This is a genomic window from Vibrio sp. SCSIO 43009 (assembly GCF_023716525.1).
Taxonomy (GTDB): domain Bacteria; phylum Pseudomonadota; class Gammaproteobacteria; order Enterobacterales; family Vibrionaceae; genus Vibrio; species Vibrio alginolyticus.
In genome coordinates this window covers 1,630,964-1,649,306 of record NZ_CP071842.1, presented here as the reverse complement: position 1 = coordinate 1,649,306, position 18,343 = coordinate 1,630,964, and the positions used below count along the sequence as shown (strand labels likewise).

The window sequence follows — 18,343 nt, the reverse complement described above, 5'->3', positions numbered from 1 at the left end:
TATAGAAATTCAGTATATAAGCCACCTTTCACGAGGTGGCTTATATGTTTACCGATATTCAATCAACCCCATCCAGTGGATTGACCCAACAGGTTTTCTTTGTGAAGAAGGGCTAAAACGCTTGCAGAAAATGCTGGCTGAGTATCAGGCGCAAATAACGTTCCCCAAAAGCTAAAAATCATATCCGATATGAATACGATTTAGACCATATCGATTGCGAGAGAAACGAGATTACTTTTTATCGTCATATTAATCATTCAGATGGCACCAGACACGAAGTGCAGTATGTTGTTGGGATTGAGGAGTTTGTCAATGCGCATGTTTTTGACTCTGAGAAAGTTGGTGGGGAGAAAGGTTGCACGATCTTCACTGAAGATCTTGTGCTGAATAAAGCAGAGTATAAAGAAAACTCAGAACTCAATATGAGTGATTATGAGCTAACAGAAAAAAACAAAGCAAAAATTGATGAATGCTTGAAAGAGCGTCAAGAGGCAATGGACGCTCGAACTGGCGAAGAGGGATATAATGCTCAAATTGGCAATATTAACCAACAGTCTGCAAAAATTGGTGAGTTAGCCGCGGATGACTTTGTCCGGAGTAAACGTCCTAATGCTAAGCTGCTTCATCCCAAAGATATTGGAACCTCAATTTCGAAGCCGGGCGATTTTGATATGGTTTACGAGGTGGAAGAGCCGCCACCAGGTGAAATTATAATTGTTGAGGCCAAAGGGGTAGCAGCCCGCTGGGTAGCAGAAAAATTGGAAATATGGCATATCAGCAAGGGACAACGGAATACACTGCCGAAATCACCAACCTAATGTCTGAAAAAAAGGAAGGAACGACTGAAAAATTAGCTGCCGACGAAATTCAATACGCCGCTTTATCCGGCAGAACTATTCGATATATACATACTCAAGCGAATATCCCTGAAAGTGGTAAGGCCTCAGATGTAAAACTAGAAGTGGCAGAGTTTAAAATTGATTCAAAAGGATTAAGTCAAAATGCAAAGTAAAGAATCGGTCAAATTTTTAGAGCGAAAAGCAAATCCTGAACTTGACACACAAGCCATTGTGAATCGGAAAAAATTTATAAACCGGGTCTTAGATAACAGAAAAGAAGGCCTTAAAATCAGGCGTGAAAACCTAGTCAGTCTTGGTGATTTCGCCATTGAGCAGGTTCGCTGGTACACATGGTTTCAAGCCTCTCATGAAGACGAGCAAATTTGTACATTACGTCTTTACGAAACTTCGCTGATGAGTGCTGGTTATCATATGCTTGCTATGAATCCCAATGATGAATTAACTATCAAGATTCTCGACTATCCTGAAGTAAAGTGGGACGGGGAAGGCATTTTAAAAACGGGGTGCATAAATCCTAATAGATGGCTTGATATGTATTTCATATCGACAATTGTGCGTGACAGGCCAAGTATGGACATATTGGCGAACTTTCCAATTTCTTTGATGAGGCAGAGCTCTACCAAAGCGGGTGAGCTGTCTTATATGCTAGTAGACGTCATTCAGTCGTTCCACAATCGCACATCGGATTATCCTGATAAGCTGGTTGCAGCAATGGACGCAGCGGTAGCTCAAGGGGATAACTGGGCGTTGGAAATTGCGATGGGGATCCTAGAAACCTTCGCAGCGCTCTCTACTGACATTGGTTATGATTTTGAGGAAGTGCTCGTTAAAAACCTACAGTTTCAAGAGAAATATCATCTTAGAGAATTAGGACCAGATAGGATAGGCATCCGCACGTTCATTAATTTCCCTCTGCTTGGCATGGCTAGTATGTGGTACGACAAAGGCAACCGTTTATCTGTCGAAACTGGTTGGCTTCCTCCCTATCTCGTCGAAGGGTGTTGGTTAGAGGATGTAAAAGCCGGAAATATAATTCGCTAAGATTCAAAGGGAGCTAGGTCATCATTTCTGACGTTTTGTTGCGTTACACTTGGCATTATGTGTCCTTTTTAAAGATACCTAAGCCCTTTTACTCGAATAGCTTGAAGCCCTCAGACGTAGTAGTAGTAGCAGAGTTTAAAATTGATTCAAAAGGATTAAGTCAAAATGCAAAGTAAAGAATCGGTCAAATTTTTAGAGCGAAAAGCAAATCCTGAACTTGACACACAAGCCATTGTGAATCGGAAAAAATTTATAAACCGGGTTTTAGATAACAGAAAAGAAGGCCTTAAAGTCAGGCGAGAAAACTTGGTTAGTTTTGGTGATTTTGCCATTGACCAGGTTCGCTGGTATACCTGGTTTCAAGCCTCGCATGAAGACGAACAAATTTGTACATTACGTCTTTACGAAACTTCTCTAATGGGCGCTTGTTATCATCGACTTGCTAGGAATCCCAATGATGAATTAACTATCAAGATTCTCGACTATCCTGAAGTAAAGTGGGACGGGGAAGGTATTTTAAAAAAGGGGTGCATAAATCCTAATAGATGGATTGATATGTATTTTATATCGGCAATTGTGCGTGACAGGCCAAGTTTAGACGTATTGGCGAACTTTCCGATTTCTTTGATGAGACAGAGCTCTACCAAAGCGGGTGAGCTGTCTTATATGCTAGTAGACGTCATTCAGTCGTTCCACAACCGCACATCGGATTATCCTGATAAGCTGGTTGCAGCAATGGACGCAGCGGTAGCTCAAGGGGATAACTGGGCGTTGGAAATTGCGATGGGGGTCCTAGAAACCTTCGCAGCGCTCACTACTAATATTGGTTATGATTTTGAGGAAGTGCTCGTTAAAAACCTACATTTCCAAGAGAAATACCAAATGAGGCTCGATAAGCCAAAGGACTTGATTTCTATAGAAACTTTCATATCTTTCCCTCTTCTTGGCATGGCCTGTATGTGGTACGACAAAGGCAACCGTTTGTCAGTTGAAACTGGTTGGCTTCCAGCTTATCTCGTCGAAGGACGTTGGCTAGAAGATGTAAAAGCAGGGAAGATCATTCGATAAACTCCTTTAGCAAATCAATATACAAGCCATCTCTCATGGGGTGGCTTTTATGTTTGAGGTGGGGAGCTTGTTGTTTGTTGAACGCTCCATCATTGGTGGCATTACCAATATGCAGTCCACCATATCCAGTGGATTGACCCAACAGGTTTGGGGCAGCCAATACTGGCATAGTATAAAAAAGTCTGAACTCAATATGAGTGATTATGAGCTAACAGAAAGAAACAAAGCAAAAATTGATGAATGCTTGAAAGAGCGTCAAGAGGCAATGGACGCTCGAGCTAGCAAAGAGGGATATCACGCTCAAATTGGTAATATTAACCAGCAGTCTGCAAAAATTGGTGAGTTGGTCGCGGATGACTTTATTCGGAATATACGCCCTAATGCTAAGTTGAGCCACCCCAAAGACCTTGCAACTTAGGGATCGAAACCAGGTGATTTCAATATGGTGTACCTCTCAGATGATACTGAAGAAATCATCGAAGAAATCATCGAAGAAATCATCATCGTCGAGGCTAAGGGTGGCAGCAGGCCGCTCAGCAGTCGTAAAATTGGCAATGAAGCATATCAGCAAGGGACAAGCAAATATGCGGCGGAAATCGTTAAATTAATGTCTGAACAAAAAGCTGGTACAACAGAAATTGATGCTTCAGATGGCGTATCTAAAGTGAATGTAAAAGAGTTTGATATTAGCCTCGAAGAATTAGGTTAAGGGAAGTAAAGTTAGTATGAAAAAGATAAATAGAAAAGCAGCCTACGAGTTGAATACTGAGGAACTTAATTACTATACAAAACAAATAGAAAAAAACTTAGAGAAAAGAAAACATCGTATCACAATAAAGCGCGAAAACTTGATATATCTAACAGACGGGGTTTGGGAGCAAGTTAGGTTATATACTTTGTTTCCAGTGTCTGAACTAAATGACCGAATAGGAACGCTGCGTCTATTTGAAGCCTCGATAATGCAAGCTAGCTATCATCGACTGGCTCAAAAACCTGAAAGCCCTTTGACGGTTAAGGTACCTGATCATCCTGAAATAACTTGGAAAGGCGAAGGTATTTTAAAAACAGGTTTCATTTGTCCTTCAATGTGGCTAGATGCGTATTTTACCTCTGTCATCGTTCGTGATAAACCTAGCATGGACGTATTGGCGAACTTTCCGATTTCTTTGATGAGACAGAGCTCTACCAAAGCGGGTGAGCTGTCTTATATGCTAGTAGACGTCATTCAGTCGTTCCACAATCGCACATCGGATTATCCTGATAAGCTGGTTGCAGCAATGGACGCAGCGGTAACTCAAAGGGATAACTGGGCGTCGGAAATTGCGATGGGGATCCTAGAAACCTTCGCAGCGCTCACTACTAACATTGGTTATGACTTTGAGGAAGTGCTAGTCAAAAACCTACAATTCCAAGAAAAATATCATCTTCGAGAATTAGGACCAGATAGGATAGGCATCCGCACTTTTATTAACTTCCCACTGCTTGGCATGGCTTGTATGTGGTACGACAAAGGCAACCGTCTATCTATTGAAACCAGTTGGCTTCCTCCCTATCTCGTCGAAGGATGTTGGTTAGAAGAAGTAAAAGCAGGGAAGATCACACGATAAAACCCTTTAGTTAGCAATTCAGTATAATAACGTTCAAATCGCCAAGATTAATCAGCAATCTGCAAAAATTGGTGAGTTAGCCGCGGATGACTTTGTTCGGAGTAAACGTCCTAATGCTGAGCTGCTTCATCCCAAAGATATTGGAACCTCAATTTCGAAGCCGGGCGATTTTGATATGGTTTACGAGGTGGAAGAGCCGCCACCAGGTGAAATTATAATTGTTGAGGCCAAAGGGGGGTAGCTGCCCGATGGGCAGCCGTAAGATTGGAAACGAAGCGTATCAGCAAGGATCTAGCAAATATGCTGAAGAAACCACTAAGCTAATGTCTGAAAACGAAGATGAAACGACAGAAAAAATAGCTGCGAAAAAAATCAGAGATGCATCAGATATAAAACTAGGAATAGCTGAGTTTAAAATTGATTAAGAAGGGTTAGTTCAACAATGCAAGGTAAAAAGCCAGCCAAAATTATAGAGCGTACAGCAAGGCCCAGGTTAGATGATAATAGCATTGCTTGTGAGAAAGATTATATCAATCGAATCTTAGATAAAAGAAAAGAAGGGCTCAAAATTAGGCGAGAGAACTTGATTAGCTTTGGAGATTATGCATTCGAGCAAGTGCGCTGGTTTACGTGGTATCAAGCTTCATGTGAAGACGAAAAAATTTGTACATTACGCCTTTATGAAACTTCGTTGATGAGTGCTTGTTATCATAGCCTTGCAATGCATCCCAATGATAAATTAACCATAAAGATCCTCGACTATCCTGAAGTAACATGGAAAGGCGAAGGTATTTTAAAAACAGGCTTCATTTGTCCTTCAATGTGGTTAGATGCCTATTTCACCTCTGTCATCGTTCGTGATAAACCTAGCATGGACGTATTGGCGAACTTTCCGATTTCTTTGATGAGACAGAGCTCTACCAAAGCGGGTGAGCTGTCTTATATGCTAGTAGACGTCATTCAGTCGTTCCACAACCGCACATCGGATTATCCTGATAAGCTGGTTGCAGCAATGGACGCAGCGGTAGCTCAAGGGAATAACTGGGCGTTGGAAATTGCGATGGGGATCCTAGAAACCTTCGCAGCGCTCACTACTAACATTGGTTATGATTTTGAGGAAATGCTCGTTAAAAACCTACAGTTTCAAGAGAAATATCATCTTAGAGAATTAGGACCAGATAGGATAGGCATCAGAACTTTTATCAACTTCCCTCTGCTTGGCATGGCTAGTATGTGGTACGACAAAGGCAACCGTTTATCTGTCGAAACTGGTTGGCTTCCTCCCTATCTCGTCGAAGGGTGTTGGTTAGAGGATGTAAAAGCCGGAAATATAATTCGCTAAGATTCAAAGGGAGCTAGGTCATCATTTCTGACGTTTTGTTGTGTTACACTTGGCATTATGTGTCCTTTTTAAAGATACCTAAGCCCTTTTACTCGAATAGCTTGAAGCCCTCAGACGTAGTAGTAGAAGTAGTAGAGTTTAAAATTGATTCAAAAAGATTAAGTCAAAATGCAAAGTAAAGAATCGATCAAGATTGTAGAGCGCAAAGCAAATCCTGAACTTGACACACAAGCCATTGTGAATCGGAAAAAATTTATAAACCGGGTTTTAGATAACAGAAAAGAAGGTCTTAAAGTCAGGCGAGAAAACTTGGTTAGTCTTGGTGATTTTGCCATTGACCAGGTTCGCTGGTATACCTGGTTTCAAGCCTCTCATGAAGACGAACAAATTTGTACATTACGCCTTTATGAAACTTCTTTAATGGGAGCCTGTTATCATCAACTTGCTATGAATCCCAATGAAGAATTAAGTATCCAGATACTCGGCTATCCAGAAGTGACATGGGATGGTGAAGGTATTTTTAAAACAGGCTTTATTTGTCCTTCAATGTGGCTTGATGCTTATTTTACTTCGGTGATTGTGCGTGATAAACCTAGCATGGGTGTATTGGCGAACTTTCCGATTTCTTTGATGAGACAGAGCTCTACCAAAGCGGGTGAGCTGTCTTATATGCTAGTAGATGTCATTCAGTCGTTCCATAACCGCACGTCGGACTACCCTGATAAACTGGTGGCCGCGATGGACGCGGCAGTTTCTCAGGGTGATGATTGGGCATTAGAAATCGCCATGGGTATTTTGGAAACTTTTGCGGCCCTGACAACTGACATCGGTTATGACTTTGAAGAAGTACTCATTAAGAACCTACAGTTCCAAGAGCAATACCAAATGAGGCTCGATAAGCCAGAGGGCTTAATTTCTATAGAAACCTTCATATCTTTCCCTCTGCTTGGTATGGCATGTATGTGGTATGACAAAGGCAACCGTCTATCTGTTGAAACTGGTTGGCTTCCACCCTATCTTGTTGAAGGACGTTGGCTAGAAGATGTAAAAGCAGGGAAGATCACTAGATAAATTCTCTTTACTTATACCAGGTGGCTTATAAGTTTATGGTGAGGGGTTCGTTGTTACGCGATTACAAAAGAGGCAGCGAAGCGTTTTACTTCAAAGCAGTTGTTCAAAATGATTAAATCAGGAAGACTTCTCGACGGATTTAATCATTCACCATAAGACCTCTTTTATTTCGGAAAGGGGATAACTCGTTCAATAACTTCAGGGTAATGAATTCCAAGCCTCATCAGAAGTACAATAAGCGATTGCACTGGTACGATGAAGGCAAAATATATATCAAAAATAGAGTTTTAAATATGAGAAGCTTAGACGTAATGCTCGATCAATTCACCGAAAAAGAAGGGTTTGAGTGCTTTGGAGAGTTGAATGACGTATCAATTCATGAAATGGAAAATCAGCTAGGATTATCCTTTCCGGAGCCATATAAAGTTTTTCTAAGAAAATATGGTTACGTTGAGTGGTTTGGTCATACGATTTATGGATACTCTGAAGATGAGGACTATCTTACAGTTGAGCGCACTCTTGAACTTCGCGAGGATGAGATACCGAGTGATTTTGAGAAAATACCACAAAACGGTTGCGTATTAGAGCGCTATGCCGGAGGTGGCTACTACTTTTTATTTTCAAATGAATCAGAAAGAGCGGGGCAAGTAGCCCTTTTCATAGATGAATTGTTTGGTAAAGAAGCCCAATCATGGACAACATTTGAGGCATTTTTGGAATATATGCTCAGCCTTTGAACTGTTGTTACATAGAGCCTCAATTTCGAAGCCAGGCGACTTTGATATGATTTACGAGGCACCAACTGAAATTACATACACAAGCAGAAATACCCTCTAGCGGTAAGGTTTCCAAGTTCAAAGCAAAAGAGTTTGATATAGATATAGGAGAGTTCAGAAGTGGTTGATAGCTCAGAGGTAAAAAAGGTTGAACGAGTAGCTCATGTTGAACTAAGTGATTTTGAAAGAGAAGCTTATCGAGAAGAAATAAAAGAGAGTTTAGACAAAAGGAAAAGGCGCATATCTATAAAAAGAGAAAACTTGGTTTACTTGAGCGATGGTATTTCTTATCAGCTCCGTCTGTATACATGGTTACCTCCATTAGACGATGATGAGAGAATCGGCACGCTATGTCTATATGAATCATCATTGATGCGTGCTTTTTACCATCAACTGGCCATCAAACCAAGCGAGCCTCAAAGCATTAAATTACCTGATTATTCAGAAGTGACCTGGAAAGGTGAAGGTATTTTGAAAACTGGATGTTTACACCCTAATCGATGGTTAGATGCCTATTTTACGTCTGTCATCGTCCGTGACAAAGCTAGTATGGATGTATTGGCGAACTTTCCGATTTCTTTGATGAGACAGAGCTCTACCAAAGCGGGTGAGCTGTCTTATATGCTAGTAGACGTCATTCAGTCGTTCCACAACCGCACATCGGATTATCCTAATAAGCTGGTTGCAGCAATGGACGCAGCGGTAGCTCAAGGGGATAATTGGGCGTTGGAAATTGCGATGGGGATCCTAGAAACCTTCGCAGCGCTTACCACCGACATTGGTTATGATTTTGAGGAAGTGCTCGTTAAAAACCTACAGTTCCAAGAGAAATATCATCTTAGAGAATTAGGACCAGATAGAATAGGGCTCCGCACGTTCATTAATTTCCCTCTGCTTGGCATGGCTTGCATGTGGTACGACAAAGGCAACCGTTTATCTGTTGAAACCGGTTGGCTTCCACCCTATCTTGTTGAAGGACGTTGGCTAGAAGATGTAAAAGCAGGGAAGATCACTCGATAACACCCTTTAGTTAGCAATTCAGTCTATAAGCCATCTTTCTCTTGAAATGGCTTTATATTTATGGTGGGGAGTTTGTTGTTTGCCGAACGACCCATCATTTGTGGCATTATCAGAAAACCCAAAGTTAAAAATCATATTCGATATGAATACGATTTAGACCATATTGATTGCGAGAAGAACGAAGTTACTTTTCATCGTTATATCAATCATTCAGATGGTAGTAAACGCAAAGTTCAATATGTTGTAGGTATAGAGGAAATTGTCCAAATCATCCCCTTAAATAAAACTCAAAGGAGGGGAGTGTTGCGAATTATTATGGCGGTTCTTTAAGAAGAGGTTGTGGGCTCAAGTTAAATAACGAAATAGTTGGCGGATTACCTGAAAACCATGCTGGAAATCACCAAATTAGTATCAATATTGCTCAGGAATATCCGGTCATGCATAGAGCTACCGAACTTGATTACAACATTAACAGAGGTGCAAATGGGATTGCACTTCCAACTAATATTAAAACATCTGTCGAAATAGGCCTTCCCTTACACGTGGGTAGACATCTAAGTGCAAGGCACCAAGGTTCTCAGGTGCTTTAGTTCGACGAGAAATGAGAGCGTTGTAAACTAAGTATGGTCGTGGTTTGATCGATGATATGATTTTTGTAGATGAAATTGGAAAAACAGAAAGTAACATTAGGAATGCTCTGGAAAAGAATGAAGCTCGATCGCAATTGGATGATCCGCAATGGAAAAGTAGGAAGTAGTAATGACACTTAAAATTTGGACCAACAAGGTAGATAGAGATTCCGATTTTACTCAAGGCAAAGTAACGCAGTCTAGTGTATTAATAGGATTGAAGCTGACGGGAGGCGTTGCCCTAGGAGACAAATGGCCAAAAGTTACTATTGATGTCATATCAGATGACAAGCCTGCGGATAGTTTTCTTAGTGGTCCTTTATTAATCGTGAGTCGACGGTTATCTGATTTAATTTCTAAGCACACACAAACGAGTGAAGTTGAATTCCTACCGGTTGAGGTTAATTACCAAGGTAAAAGTTTTGGTGAATACTATTTTTTAAATGTTCTTGCGATTTGCGATTTACTGGATAGAAATCATTCAATATTTAGTGAGTTTGATGGAGAGGTTGATTCAATTGATCGAGTTGTCCTTAAGAAAGATATTGAAATGCAGAAAACTATATTTCAACTGGATGCTATCGAGTGGTTATTATGTGTCGATGAAAAACTGGCTGAATTAATCGAGAACAAAGATTTTTCAGGAGTGGTATTTAAGTCAGAAAGTGAATGGCGTCCTTTTTAGAGCTCCTCGGGTATTTTTTAGCCATCTCTTACGAGGTGGCTTTTATATTTATGATTGGGAGCTTGTTAGTTGAACTGTCAATAGTGGCATTACCAATATGCAGTCAATCCTATCCAGTGGATTGACCCAACAGGCTTCTTGTGTGAAGAAGGGCTAAAACGCTTGGGTCAAATGTTGGCAGAGTATCAGGCCCAAAGCGATGCCCCCCAAGAGGTTTGCGATCAGATTTTAAACGCTGTAAAAGAGTCATCCGTCGGAGAAGATGGCAGCAGACACGAAGTGCAGTATGTTGTTGGGATTGAGGAATTTGTCAATGCGCATGTTTTTGACTCTGAGAAAGTTGGCGGGGAAGAAGGTTGCACGATCTTCACTGAAGATCTTGTGCTGAATAAAGCAGAGTATAAAGAAAACTCAGAGCTCTATATGAGTGATTATGAGCTAATAGAACGAAACAAAGCAAAAATTGAAGAGTGTTTGAAAGAGCGTTAAGAGGCTAGGAAGGCTCGAACTGGCGAAGATGGATATAACGCTCAAATCGCCAAGATTAATCAGAAATCTGCAAAAATTGGTGAGTTAGCCGCGGATGACTTTGTCCGGAGTAAACGTCCTAATGCTAAGCTGCTTCATCCCTAAGGTAAATTTAGAAGCCGGGCGATTTTGATATGGTTTACTAGGTGGCAGAGCCGCCACTAGGTGAAATTATAATTGTTGAGGCCAAAGGAGGGAGCAGCCCGCTGCGCAGCCGTAAGATAGGTAACATGGCATATCAGCAAGGGACAACTGAATATGCAACTGCAATTACTGTTCTAATGGCTCAAAAGGACAAAGATACAACCGAATGGAAAGCGGCCAGAAGTATAAAAAGCATTGAGAAAAAAAACTCCTGTTAGATATATTCACACCGCAGCGGCTATTTCTGATGCTGGAGAGGTTTCTTCAGTTAATGTAAAAGAATTTAACGTAGAATTAGGACTGGATTAAATGTCTGATAATAAAAATAAAGTTAGCATGAAGAGAAAGGCGGAACCTCAATTGACACCAAATGATGTCGCTGACTACCAAATGTATATCAATGAAGATTTAGATGAGCGCAAAGAGCTAATAGCAATCCGCAGGGAGAACTTAGTCGCTCTTAGCGACGATGTTTCAGAACAAGTGAGGTGGTATAGTTGCTTTCCATCTTCAATAGAAACTGAACAAATCGGAACACTTTGCCTTTATGAGGCATCATTGATGCGTGCTTTTTACCATCAACTTGCCATCAAGCCAAGCGAGCCTCAAAGCATTAAATTACCTGATTATCCAGAAGTAACATGGAAAGGCGAAGGTATTTTAAAAACAGGCTTCATTTGCCCCTCAATGTGGCTAGATGCGTATTTTACCTCTGTCATCGTTCGTGACAAAGCTAACATGGATGTGTTAGCGAACTTTTCGATTTCTTTGATGAGACAGAGCTCTACCAAAGCGGGTGAGCTGTCTTACATGTTAGTAGATGTCATTCAATCGTTCCATCACCGCACATCGGACTACACTGATAAACTGGTGGCCGCGATGGGCGCGGCAGTTGCTCAGGGTGATGATTGGGCGTTGGAAATTGCGATGGGGGTTTTAGAAACCTTTGCAGCGCTTACCACCGACATTGGTTATGATTTTGAGGAAGTGTTAGTCAAAAATCTACAGTTCCAAGAGAAATATCATCTCCGAGAGCTAGGACCAGAAAGATTGGGGATCCGCACGCTCATTAATTTCCCTCTGCTTGGCATGGTTTGTATGTGGTACGACAAAGGCAACCATCTATCTATTGAAACTGGTTGGCTTCCTCCCTATCTCGTTGAAGGACGTTGGCTAGAAGAAGTAAAAGCCGGGAAGGTCTCTCGATAAACTCCTTTAGTTAGCAATTCAGCATATAAGCCATCTCTATCTTGAGGTGGTTTTTACGTTTAAGGTGGGGAGATTGTTGTTTGTCGAACGACCCATCATTGGTGGCATTATCCGAAAACTCAAAGTTAAAAATCATATTCGATATGAGCACGATTTAAACCATATTGATTGCGAGAGAACAAAATTATTTTTATCGCTATATCAATTGTTCAGAGGATAGTAGGCCTAAGTCCATTATGTCTTCAAGATAGAGGATTTTGTTAACGCACACGCTATCGCAGAAAATCAAGGACGAAAACATCTTTGGAGCAAAGTGACAGTTTGCGAATTTTACAAGGATTGTTATTGGAGACGAAGAACTCTGATGAAGCCTTTGATTTTGGAGCATATTTAAGGTCTGTCGTGGGGCCTCCTCCTAAAGACATGCCGGATCCACATACTCTTTAAGAAGGGCTTGGGGGCAGAGCAACAAGCTCTCGTTACTGAGGGCCAAATTCTTTTGAGGAAATATGGCATTGATCCAATATTTGACCACGAGAACTTAGTGTGGGCTCCAAATCGGATTCAAGGTCAGTATGATATTTATGCGTTGCGGCAGGTTGTTGATACTCTTAAAGTGACAGATAAATGTTGGGTAAACGCGGTGATATAGTTAATGCTTTAAAATTACTGGTTAAAACCGCAGCTGAGGAGATAAAGATGGCAGGTGAGCATAGCGCAAAAGATGTAATGGCCGCGATTAGATCCGGTGACGTGAGTGAGGTTGAAAAAATTCTCTCAGGAGATGACAAATTACTTCATCTAATTACGCCTCTGGGTTCTTGGTTGCATATCGCAACGGAGCAAGGGCAAGATAAAATTGTAGAGCTTCTGGTGAATCTAGGTATTGATGTAAATGTTAAGGGGGGGCCTTCAGGTGTAACTCCTTTAAATACAGCTGCATATGAAGGTCATTTAGACTTACTTACCTATTTTCTAGAAAGAAATGCAGTGATGGATATATCTGAACCAGACCGCAACCCATTGTTTGCTGCGATCCATGCAGGTCATAAAAATATTGTGGAGCTATTACTAAAAGCTGGTATAGATACAAAGGTTAAATATACTGGTAACTCTATGAAAGACATGGACGCTATAGCGTTTACTTATGAGTGGGGACGCAAGGAAATCGCAGAAATGATTAAAGAGCACAATAGGCACGCTTAGTAGAAGTTAATATGGTACGACAAAGGCAACCGTCTATCTGTTGAAACCGGTTGGCTTCCACCCTATCTTGTCGAAGGACGTTGGTTAGAAGATGTAAAAGCAGGGAAGATCACTCGATAAACCCCTTTAGTTAGCAATTCCGTATATGAGCCACCTCTCATGGGGTGGCTTTTACGTTTATGGTAGAGAGTTTGCTGTTTGTTGAACCATATAGTGCGCATTGTGTTGGTGCACTAAAACCATATTGGTGCATTTATTAGCATGTTAAGCACCATTTCAAGAATGCGTAATTTTATTAAAGTTCATACAAAACAATAAATTAAAGTGTAAGTGTTAGAAATGTAAATTATGGAATGAGAATTGCTCTGTTAGACGCTCTATAAACCAAGTTCACCAAATTGGTGATGAGCCTAACTTTGATGCACAGGATAAGTGCGCTACAGATCAACGGAGACAATCATAATGAGTGTAACTGCCAATCAGGTACACGGCGCTGTACAAACTCTCGCGCAAAGTTCCGACACACTTTTCTTACTACTTGGCGCAATCATGGTCTTTTTGATGCATGCTGGTTTTGCTTTTCTTGAAGTAGGAACCGTGCGCCAAAAGAACCAAGTTAATGCTTTAGTTAAAATCTTGGCCGATTTCGGTATTTCCGCCATTGCGTATTTTTTCATTGGATACTGGGTCGCTTATGGCGGCACCTTCTTTGCTGATGCAGAGACATTATCTCAAGGCAATGGTTACGAGTTGGTGAAGTTCTTTTTCTTGCTGACCTTCGCTGCAGCGATTCCTGCTATTGTTTCTGGTGGTATCGCAGAGCGAGCTCGTTTTTATCCGATTCTTATCGCAACATTTTTCACTGTCGGCATCGTATACCCGTTATTTGAGGGAATGATCTGGAACGGAAACTTTGGTGTTCAAGCTTGGTTTGAAAATACCTTTGGTTATGGCTTCCACGATTTTGCAGGTTCAGTCGTTGTACATGGTGTTGGCGGCTGGATAGCGCTGGTTGCCGTTGTGTTTTTGGGCATGAGAAAAGGCAGAGTTCGAGCAGGAAAGCATACCAACTTTGCACCTTCGAATATTCCGTTTTTGGCTTTGGGAGCTTGGATCTTATGTGTGGGGTGGTTTGGCTTCAACGTCATGTCAGCTCAAACTGTGTCAGGCATAAGTGGCTTGGTGGCTATGAACTCATTGATGGCAATGGTCGGGGGCATTGTCGCGTCACTGTTGGCTGGTAAGAATGACCCTGGCTTTATTCATAACGGCCCACTAGCTGGCTTGGTTGCTGTATGTGCGGGCTCAGACTTAATGCATCCTATCGGTGCTTTAGTAACAGGTGCGATTGCTGGCGTGCTATTTGTTTATCTTTTTACCCACCTACAAAACAAAACCAAGATTGATGATGTGCTAGGTGTCTGGCCTTTACACGGTGTATGTGGCGCTTGGGGTGGTATTGCCGCTGGGATTTTTGGTCAAAGCGCATTGGGTGGGCTAGGTGGCGTGAGCATTATCGTTCAGCTTCTAGGAACGCTTTTGGGCCTTTCCATCGCAGTGCTTGGTGCACTTGTAGTCTACGGTGCGATTAATACCAGTATGGGACTGAGGCTTTCAGAAGAAGACGAATTCAATGGCGCTGACCTAGCCATTCATAAAATATCTTCGACCAACGAGGATTGAGGCCAATATGGGAGCGGCATAAAGCCGCTCTTTTAGCAATTGCCTTTCTTGGCTTGGCCAGGAGGACAGAAATTACCATTACCTCGATGGTCATCATCACTGGTGCTGACTCTTACCTTTACATCATCGACTTCGCCTTCAACATTGGTAAGTTGACAGCCTGCCAAAGTCATAAGCAATATAAACGCTAGAGATACTTGTCTCATTGCTGTTCCTCTTAAATTGTAATTCTAATAGTGACCATTACGACTATGGTCTAATCCATATTACTACTGTTGCTATTCTTTCAGTGTTAAGCTAATGAAAAAACAGCAAGGATGAGTTATGAATTTCCCTTATAGAAATATTGTAGTACTTACTGGTGCAGGTATCTCGGCCGAATCTGGTATTCAAACATTTCGTGCGCAAGATGGCCTATGGGAGAATCACCGTATCGAAGATGTAGCAACGCCTGAAGGGTTTGCTCGCGATCCGGACCTTGTTCAAGATTTTTACAACCAACGCCGCAAGAAACTTCAAGATAATGCGATAAAGCCTAATGCAGCGCATGAAGCATTGGGTCGTTTAGAGGCTGAGTTAGAAGGTAAAGTGACGGTCATCACTCAAAATATAGACAACCTTCACGAAAGAGGCGGCAGTCAGAATGTGATTCACATGCATGGTGAGTTGCTCAAAGCCCGCTGTAGTGAATCTAACCAAGTAGTAGAGCACAATGAGGACATTAAGACCGGCGAGCTTTGTCACTGTTGTCAGATCCCTTCACAAATGCGACCACATATTGTTTGGTTTGGTGAAATGCCACTGCGAATGGGTGATATCTACGCGTCATTAGAAGAAGCAGATTTGTTTATTTCTATTGGGACTTCTGGCGTTGTGTATCCCGCAGCAGGTTTTGTTCATGATGCAAAAATGCACGGCGCACATACCATTGAAATTAACCTAGAACCTAGTGCGGTAGAAAGTGAATTTGAGGAAAAACGCTACGGAAAAGCAAGCGTTGAGGTTCCAAAATTAGTTGACGAGATACTGGCTCTAGAAGGAAAAGAAAGAGCGTAATAACTTCAACAGGAAGAGTTTTTTTCTTGTCATTAAGAACAAAAAAGCGGCTCATGAGCCGCTTTTTCATATCTTTAAAACTAACGAATTAGTTGTTCACTTTTAGCTTTTGGAAGTACTCATCGTACATTACGCTCGCTTCGCCAACTTCATCTTGCCAAGTACCGCTGTCCATCACTTCTTGTGGTGGGAAGATGCTTGGATCATTAGCAAATTCTTTCGGTAGCAGATCGTGTGCCGTTTTAACTGGCGTAGGATAACCAATCTCAAGTGCAATCTTAGCTGCGTTCTCAGGACGTAGTAGGAAATCGATCATCTTATGAGCTGCGTCAACGTTCTTCGCACCAGCTGGAATTGCTAGGCTGTCCATCCAGAAGATAGTGCCTTTTTCTGGCCAGATGATGTCGATGTTCGCGCCTTCTTGACGAGCCATGTATGCAGAACCGTTCCAAAGCATGCCTAGTGAAACTTCACCCGCAAGGTAAGGGTTTGCAGGAAAGTCTGAGTTAAATACTAATACGTTTGGCATTAGCTTTTTCAGTTCTTCGTAAGCGGCTTTGATTTCTTCTGGGTTAGTCGTGTTTGGTGAGTAACCAAGCTTAGTCAATGCAATGTGGAATACTTCGCGAGAATCATCCATCAGCATTAGTTGACCTTCCCACTTGCTATCCCAGAAATCATCCCATGTAGAAACCGATGACTTGTCTAGCATGTCAGCATTGATACCAATACCGGTCGCACCCCAAATGTATGGGATAGAGTAGTTGTTGTTCGGATCGAACGGTTTGTTTAGGAAGTTAGTATCAAGATCGGCAAAATGAGATAATTTCTCTTTGTCGATCTGTTGTAGCATGCCTTCTTTACGCATTTTAGAGACGAAATAGGTAGACGGTACTACCAAGTCGTAACCAGAACCTTGAGTTTTTAGTTTTGCGTACATACTCTCGTTAGATTCGTATGTAGAGTAAATAACTTTGATTCCGGTTTCTTTTGTAAAGTCTTCAAGAACTTCGTTTGGAATGTATTCCGACCAGTTGTAGAAATACAGTTCTTGATCAGCAGCCATTGCAGGGGTAGCGATGAGCGTCGCTGCACATAGAGCGCTTGCGTAGAATTTACTTTTCATTTGTTTTCCGTTTTGTTTCGCGATTGGACAAGTCAATACTAGCTGGAGTTATCAAGTTGAGCCAAATCGCAGTAAGCACAAATCTGTTTATTTAGCTTGAATATCGTTGTCTCCTTGTTATGAGACGATAAATCTATGATACCAAGACAAATAAACCTAGCAACGCGCGATTATATCAGCCTAAGACAAAAATAGGCAGCGTATTGCTGCCTATTTTCCTATGGTTGATGGCTTGTTACACAAGCTAGATTATTGTCCCGCTTTCAGCTTTAGGAAGTAATCTTCGTATTTAACGGTTAGATCACCAACCGCATCTTGCCATTCAACGCGGTCAAGGTCTTCTTGAGAAGGGAACAGCGGGGCAACGTCTTTAAACTTAGCATTCGATTCTTCCACCGCCGTTAGGTAGCCAGTATCACGAGAGATTTGCTCTGCGATTTCTGGGCGCAGTAGGAAGTCGATCATCTTGTGAGCGGCTTCTACGTTCTTCGCACCGGAAGAGATAGCGAAGTTATCAACCCAGCCGATACCGCCTTCTTTAGGAAAAACGAGTTTAAGGTTTAGGCCTTCACTTTGTGCCGCTGCGGCGCTACCGTTCCAAAGCATACCAACGCCCACTTCGCCAGACATGTAAGGTGCGCCTGGGTTGTCAGAGTTGAAAACTAGAACGTTTGGCATCAACTTTTGTAGCTCAGCGTACGCTTCATCGATTTGCTTAGGGTCTTTTGAGTTACCTGAGTAGCCAAGTTTACGCAGAGCGATATGGAATACTTCACGAGTGTCGTCCATCAACATTACTTGACCTTCAAGCTCAGGCTTCCATAGGTCAGCCCAGCTTTGGAAGTCTTTTGGGTCGTACATGTCTGCGTTAACCGCTAGGCCTGTAATCGCAACAACGTGTGGAATAGAGTAGTCGTTACTTGGATCGTAAGGCTTGTCTAGGTAGTTTTTATCTAGGTTGCCGAAGTTTTTCAGCTTAGTCTTATCGATCTTTTGTAGCATGCCCTCGTCACGCATCTTCGCCACGAAGTACGTTGAAGGTACTACTAGGTCATAACCTTGGTTATGAGTTTTTAGCTTTGCATACAAAGTTTCGTTCGACTCGTAAGTCGAGTAGATCACTTTGATGCCAGTTTCTTTAGTAAATTGCTCTAGGATATTACTGTTGATGTAAGGACCCCAGTTCATAAATACTAGTTCTTTATCATCCGCTGCCGCTGTACCAGAGAACAGAGAAAGCGCACATGCACTACCAGCTAATAGAGTAGCCCATTTTTTCATTGACGTTAGCT

The 18,343-nt window shown here is 41.9% G+C and carries 17 protein-coding genes and 4 pseudogenes; 18 read left to right on the top strand and 3 right to left on the bottom strand.

Going from position 1 to position 18,343, the window contains the following annotated elements:
* Positions 1–55 precede the first annotated feature (55 nt).
* From J4N43_RS07850 to J4N43_RS07775, 17 genes and pseudogenes are all read left to right on the top strand, one after another.
* Positions 56–1,012, top strand: a pseudogene (locus J4N43_RS07850) (RHS repeat-associated core domain-containing protein); the annotation flags it as partial.
* The gene (locus J4N43_RS07845; protein ID WP_062730615.1) at positions 1,002–1,901 is read left to right on the top strand and encodes an immunity 49 family protein; all 900 of its coding nucleotides are present in this window, start codon (positions 1,002–1,004) and stop codon (positions 1,899–1,901) included. The pseudogene J4N43_RS07850 and the gene J4N43_RS07845, both read left to right, overlap by 11 nt.
* 165 nt (positions 1,902–2,066) lie before the next feature.
* Positions 2,067–2,969 carry an immunity 49 family protein gene (locus J4N43_RS07840; RefSeq protein WP_158159650.1) on the top strand — a complete coding sequence of 301 codons (903 nt, stop codon included), beginning with the start codon at positions 2,067–2,069 and terminating at the stop codon, positions 2,967–2,969.
* Positions 2,970–3,018: 49 nt separating this feature from the next.
* Positions 3,019–3,387: a hypothetical protein gene (locus J4N43_RS24595; RefSeq protein WP_053350740.1), complete on the top strand. Its 369-nt coding sequence runs from the start codon at positions 3,019–3,021 to the stop codon at positions 3,385–3,387.
* Positions 3,388–3,411: 24 nt separating this feature from the next.
* Positions 3,412–3,678, top strand: coding sequence for a hypothetical protein (locus J4N43_RS24590; protein ID WP_053350741.1), 267 nt, complete (start codon positions 3,412–3,414; stop codon positions 3,676–3,678).
* 16 nt (positions 3,679–3,694) lie between these two features.
* Positions 3,695–4,576, top strand: a complete 882-nt coding sequence (locus J4N43_RS07830; RefSeq protein WP_053350742.1) for an immunity 49 family protein — start codon at positions 3,695–3,697, stop codon at positions 4,574–4,576.
* A gap of 28 nt (positions 4,577–4,604) precedes the next feature.
* Positions 4,605–5,001, top strand: a pseudogene (locus J4N43_RS24635) (hypothetical protein); the annotation flags it as partial.
* A 17-nt stretch (positions 5,002–5,018) separates the two neighbouring features.
* Positions 5,019–5,918, top strand: a complete 900-nt coding sequence (locus J4N43_RS07820) for an immunity 49 family protein (RefSeq protein WP_053350743.1) — start codon at positions 5,019–5,021, stop codon at positions 5,916–5,918.
* Positions 5,919–6,086: 168 nt separating this feature from the next.
* Positions 6,087–6,989, top strand: a complete 903-nt coding sequence (locus J4N43_RS07815) for an immunity 49 family protein (protein WP_062730613.1) — start codon at positions 6,087–6,089, stop codon at positions 6,987–6,989.
* Positions 6,990–7,282: 293 nt separating this feature from the next.
* Positions 7,283–7,726: an SMI1/KNR4 family protein gene (locus J4N43_RS07810; RefSeq protein WP_158159651.1), complete on the top strand. Its 444-nt coding sequence runs from the start codon at positions 7,283–7,285 to the stop codon at positions 7,724–7,726.
* A gap of 159 nt (positions 7,727–7,885) precedes the next feature.
* Positions 7,886–8,785 carry an immunity 49 family protein gene (locus J4N43_RS07805; RefSeq protein ID WP_062730612.1) on the top strand — a complete coding sequence of 300 codons (900 nt, stop codon included), beginning with the start codon at positions 7,886–7,888 and terminating at the stop codon, positions 8,783–8,785.
* Between the two features lie 759 nt (positions 8,786–9,544).
* Entirely contained in the window at positions 9,545–10,099 is a 555-nt protein-coding gene (locus J4N43_RS07795; protein WP_053350748.1) for an imm11 family protein, read from the top strand.
* Positions 10,100–10,186: 87 nt separating this feature from the next.
* Positions 10,187–11,080, top strand: a pseudogene (locus J4N43_RS07790) (RHS repeat-associated core domain-containing protein); the annotation flags it as partial.
* On the top strand, positions 11,081–11,980 hold the full coding sequence (locus J4N43_RS07785) for an immunity 49 family protein (protein ID WP_053350751.1): 900 nt from the start codon (positions 11,081–11,083) through the stop codon (positions 11,978–11,980).
* 627 nt (positions 11,981–12,607) lie between these two features.
* A complete protein-coding gene (locus tag J4N43_RS07780; RefSeq protein ID WP_242013340.1) occupies positions 12,608–13,186 on the top strand; it encodes an ankyrin repeat domain-containing protein in 579 nt (192 codons plus the stop codon).
* Positions 13,187–13,195: 9 nt separating this feature from the next.
* A pseudogene (locus tag J4N43_RS24630) lies at positions 13,196–13,306 on the top strand (immunity 49 family protein); the annotation flags it as partial.
* Between the two features lie 342 nt (positions 13,307–13,648).
* Positions 13,649–14,869: an ammonium transporter gene (locus tag J4N43_RS07775; RefSeq protein ID WP_062730611.1), complete on the top strand. Its 1,221-nt coding sequence runs from the start codon at positions 13,649–13,651 to the stop codon at positions 14,867–14,869.
* Positions 14,870–14,901: 32 nt separating this feature from the next.
* Here J4N43_RS07775 and J4N43_RS07770 read toward each other — a convergent pair whose 3' ends face one another.
* Positions 14,902–15,075 carry a hypothetical protein gene (locus J4N43_RS07770; RefSeq protein ID WP_170960418.1) on the bottom strand — a complete coding sequence of 58 codons (174 nt, stop codon included), beginning with the start codon at positions 15,073–15,075 and terminating at the stop codon, positions 14,902–14,904.
* Between the two features lie 118 nt (positions 15,076–15,193).
* On the opposite strand from J4N43_RS07770, the gene cobB reads away from it, so the two are divergent.
* Complete coding sequence (gene cobB / locus J4N43_RS07765) at positions 15,194–15,925, top strand: Sir2 family NAD+-dependent deacetylase (RefSeq protein ID WP_005377522.1); 732 nt, start codon at positions 15,194–15,196, stop codon at positions 15,923–15,925.
* A gap of 88 nt (positions 15,926–16,013) precedes the next feature.
* Here the strand turns inward: cobB and J4N43_RS07760 are convergent, their stop codons facing one another.
* Together J4N43_RS07760 and J4N43_RS07755 are read right to left on the bottom strand one after the other, a co-directional pair.
* Complete coding sequence (locus J4N43_RS07760; protein ID WP_053350753.1) at positions 16,014–17,051, bottom strand: extracellular solute-binding protein; 1,038 nt, start codon at positions 17,049–17,051, stop codon at positions 16,014–16,016.
* A 249-nt stretch (positions 17,052–17,300) separates the two neighbouring features.
* Positions 17,301–18,332, bottom strand: a complete 1,032-nt coding sequence (locus tag J4N43_RS07755; RefSeq protein ID WP_053350754.1) for an extracellular solute-binding protein — start codon at positions 18,330–18,332, stop codon at positions 17,301–17,303.
* Positions 18,333–18,343 lie beyond the last annotated feature (11 nt).